General features: G+C 67.0%; 5 protein-coding genes. 2 read left to right on the forward strand and 3 right to left on the reverse strand.

The genetic code is table 11. From position 1 onward, the window contains the following. The first annotated feature begins 84 nt into the window (after nt 1–84). Nucleotides 85–1,290: a dihydrolipoyl dehydrogenase family protein gene (locus MFF55_RS26395; protein WP_238247199.1), complete on the forward strand. Its 1,206-nt coding sequence runs from the start codon at nt 85–87 to the stop codon at nt 1,288–1,290. A gap of 239 nt (nt 1,291–1,529) precedes the next feature. Further along, a complete protein-coding gene (locus MFF55_RS26400; protein ID WP_238247201.1) occupies nt 1,530–1,802 on the forward strand; it encodes a hypothetical protein in 273 nt (90 codons plus the stop codon). 133 nt (nt 1,803–1,935) lie between these two features. Here the strand turns inward: MFF55_RS26400 and MFF55_RS26405 are convergent, their stop codons facing one another. The 3 genes from MFF55_RS26405 to MFF55_RS26410 all read right to left on the reverse strand — a co-directional run. Next, a complete protein-coding gene (locus tag MFF55_RS26405) occupies nt 1,936–2,985 on the reverse strand; it encodes a PepSY-associated transmembrane domain-containing protein (RefSeq protein ID WP_306421482.1) in 1,050 nt (349 codons plus the stop codon). Next, nucleotides 2,940–3,419 carry a hypothetical protein gene (locus tag MFF55_RS27020; protein WP_306421483.1) on the reverse strand — a complete coding sequence of 160 codons (480 nt, stop codon included), beginning with the start codon at nt 3,417–3,419 and terminating at the stop codon, nt 2,940–2,942. The genes MFF55_RS26405 and MFF55_RS27020 overlap by 46 nt, the downstream gene beginning before the upstream one ends. A gap of 3 nt (nt 3,420–3,422) precedes the next feature. Next, nucleotides 3,423–4,005, reverse strand: a 583-nt coding sequence (locus MFF55_RS26410) for a TonB-dependent receptor domain-containing protein (RefSeq protein WP_238247203.1), incomplete at its 5' end; no start/stop codon positions are given.

Genomic DNA, 4,005 nt, shown 5'->3' on the forward strand with positions numbered 1-4,005 from the left:
GGGTAGCGCGGATTCCTGGCGGCGAAGTTGGTCTTCGACGCCAGGAATCCGCGCTACCCGGGTCTTGAGGCCTGCGGACCAGGGATGAAGGTCGATTTCGCCGAGCTCATCGCCCAAAAGGACGAGGTGATTCGCGATTACCGCGCCAAGAAGTACGACAGTCTGGTCGGCGGTCTAATCTCGATACGGGAGGGCTCCTCTCGCTTCCTGGACGCGAACACTGTCGAGGTCGGCGCCACGCGGCTGACCGGGGAGCGATTCCTCATCGCCACCGGCTCGCGGCCCGTCATCCCGGATATCCCGGGCCTGGACCGGGTGCCTTTCCTCACGAGCGACCTCCTGACCCACGGCGAGGCGTCGGAGCTCAAGGACCTGCCGGCCTCGCTCCTCATCGTCGGCGGCGGCTACATCGCGCTCGAACTCGGGCAGATGTTCGCCCGGTTCGGGACCGAGGTGACGATCCTTGAGCGCAGCGCCCAGGTGCTGGCGCATGGCTATGAGCCGCAGGTCGGCCAGGCGATCGGGCGGGTCTTCGCCGATGAAGGGATCTCGATCGTGCCGCATGCGTCGGTCGAGACGGTCAGGTCCGACGGCGCGGGCGTGGTCGCCGACGTGCGCGTCGGCGAAGGCCGGCGCACTTTCCACGCGGAGAGGCTGCTAATCGCGACCGGCCGTCGCCCTAACTCCGACGGGATCGGCCTTCAGGCGGCTGGCGTCGCCGTGAATGCTCAGGAAGAGGTGTCCGTCGATCCGCAGTTGCGGACGAGCGTACCGCACATCTACGCGGCCGGTGACGTCATCGGGCGTCTCCACGACAGTCAGATGGCAACGCCGGTGGGCGCGCGTCAGGGTGGGATCGCGGCTTACAACGCGCTCGACGGCAACAACCCGCGCGCCTTCGACGGGCGCGTGATTCCGCGTGCGATCTTCACCGACCCGCCGATCGGCATCGTCGGCATGACGGAAGCCGAGGCCCTGGCGGCCGGCCACCGCTGCTGGTGTGCGACGATACCGATGGAGCTGGTGCCGCGTGCTGGCGCGATCCGCGACACGCGCGGGCTGGTCAAGATGGTGGCCGACACCGACAGCGAGGCGGTGCTCGGCGTCTCCATGGTCGGCGCCGGGTCGCCCGAGGTCATCCACGAGGCGGCCATGGGAATGCGCTTCCGAGCCACGCTGCACGATTTCATCGGCCAGCTGCACGTCTACCCGACGATGGCCGAGGCGCTGAAGATCGCCGCCATCGCCCGCTACAGGGATCCGACGAAGCTCTCGTGCTGCGCCGAGTGAGGAGGGCGGCACAGGGTCTTTTAAAAAAGAAGAACCCCGCCGGCTGAGTGGCGGGGTTCGACTTGGGATCACTCGCATCGTCCCATATCGGAGTCGACGACCGTGCAACGCGGAAGGCCCGACAGGCTTCGGGTTCGCATCGCAAGGCAATCCGCGGTTTCCACGAAGGCAACGCGCGAGCCGCCAGGGGAGGGGGGCCGCCGGACGAACGCGGCTCAGTAGTCGTCGTGATAGTGGTGATGGTGGTAGCCGCGCTCGACGTAGACGGGGCGGTAGCCGTAGTCGTCATGATGATGGTGATGGCGTCGGACCACGTGACCATGGTGGCCGTGGTGACCATGATGCCGTTCGACGTGCCGGCCACCGTGACCACCGTGGTGGCTACCGAAATGCTGGGCGAAGGCGGCCCCTGGCACCAGGATCAAGGTAGCCGTCATCAATGCTGCAAGACGCGCTTTCATCGTTCTGCCTTTCGGATTTCGCTTGAGCTAAGAATGGGAGCTCGTACTTGAACGGAAGCTGAAGACTTCCCCCGTAACGCGAACACGCTTCTTCTTGGCACCATCAATGCTGATTTTGCGCCGGACTTCGGTGCCGCTCCGCACATGAGGCAGGCCATCGCCCACAGCGTTGGAAAGCATCCAGTCATGGGCTTTGGCGGACTGCGCGGCGACGCGGGCGGCCGATGCGTCGCCACCCCATCACCACCCCCGACAGCGCGACCGCGAGTCCGGTGCCCGACAGGAGCCACATCAGGACGTCCCAAGCCGGCTGGTATCTCAGCAGCGGCTGCAGATCGAAGCTGTGAAGGCCGTTGAACGCCCAGCGGTAGGTTCGGGCCGACCGGTCCAGGCGACCCAGGATCTCGCCCGTCGCCGGGTCGATATGGAACCAGGTCCCGGAGGGATCGTCGAACCGCGCGCGCAGGACCGGGACGGCGCGTGGATGATGGTGGCTGTACCAGTAGCCGTCCTCCTCCCGGAGTATCTGGAGCCCGGTCAGGCTCGCGTCCGGGATGAGGCGACGGGCGGCCTCCGAGACCCACGCAAGCGAGGGAGCGGGCGGGTCATCGGCCCCGCAGCACCCCTTCGTTCGCTCATCCCTCGTAATGGTGGCGGCATGTCCTCGCCCGGCCAGCCAGAGGAAGCGCACCTCGACCGCGCCGTCACGCGCTGCAAGGCGGGTCGCCTCCAGGTCGACCTCGATGCCGGGATCGGTGGTGCCGGCATAACGCTCAAGCATCTCCTGGGAGGGGGATCGCGGACCGAACCAGCGGTTGGGGTTCATGGAAAGCCAGCCGCTGGCGATGAAGGTGAACAGCGTCAGGCCGCCGACGATGCCGGCGACGTGATGCAGCGCCGCCCAGCCGCGATAGGGCGTCACGGCTCCGAATCGGTAACGGCGCCTCGGCCGCAGGCGCAGGATGCCGATCCAGAGCCCGCTGAACGCGACCAGGACGGCGGCGCCCGAGACCCAGATCACCACGTTCCGCCACAACTCGGTCTGTGCCCGCAGCGGCGTCAGGTAGATCCAATGGGGGATCGCGCCGAACCAATTCCAGAAGCGCTCGCGCCGGTCCGTGTCGAGAACCACCTCACCGGTCCGGGACGAGACGTAAAGGTGCGTGCCGGCCTCGTCGTCGAGGGCGATCAGGTGAACGGCCGATGGGCATCGTAGCGCGCCGTGACCGACCATTGGTCCCGGTCGACCTCGGCGAGGAAGCGCGGCCGCACCGCGAGGGGGTGTCGGCGAGCGATGTCGAGCGCCACGTTTGATGTCACGTGGTCGATCGACCGTCCATCTGCGGCCGAGACGGTCCGGCGGCCGCCGTCCCAACCGCGGATCCGGTACACCGGTTCGTCCGCCAGCATGCTCAGGCGAAACTCCTGCGGGTAGCGTGACTGGCCTGCAAGGCCGAGGGCACGGGATGGGGCAACCCGAACGAGGTCCCAGGCCAAGGTCGGCATACCGCCGCGGCGCTCGACCTCCGTGAGCGATGGAAAGCCGACGTACATCATCACCAGACCCGACACGAACCAGGTTGCGAACAGCAGGCAGGTGACGATGCCGAGCCAGCGGTGGCCAAGATGCAGCCATCGCTTCAGGCGTTTGACGATCTTGCCGCGCACGGCTCAGAACGCCGTGCTGTAGGCGACCTCGAAGGAACGGGGTCGCCCCAGCAGCCACATCGTGGAACTGCCGGTGATTGGGTAGACCTCGTCGAGCAGGTTGTAGACCCGCACGCTGAAGCGGGAAGTCGGCGTGACTTGGTAGTCAAGCCCGCCGTTGACGAGCGTGTAGCTCGGGCGCTTGGCCGTGTTGGCGAAGTCGCCAAACGTCTCGCCGACGATCTGCACCCCCGCCCGCGCCTCCCAGCGCGGCGCGAACGCCCAGGTCAGCCAGAGATTGGCGACCTTCTCCGGCACGTTCTGGGGCTGGTTGCCGGCGAAGTTGACCGCGACCCCGCCCACCGATTGCTGAAAGTCGTCGTATTGCGCGTGCAACAGGGCGAGGTTGGCCTCCGCGCGCCAGTTCTCCCACAGCCCCAGCGACAGGAAGGCCTCAACACCCTGCGCGGACTGGCTGCCGACCTGCACGGCCACGGTCGGCCGGTTCGGGTCGACGGTGAGGAGGTTGTCCTTCTTGATGCGATAGCCCGCCAGCGTGAACTCGCCGCGTCCCTCCCAGAACGATTGCTTGTAGCCGACCTCGACC

It is taken from the genome of Methylobacterium iners (assembly GCF_022179305.1).
Lineage (GTDB): Bacteria > Pseudomonadota > Alphaproteobacteria > Rhizobiales > Beijerinckiaceae > Methylobacterium > Methylobacterium iners.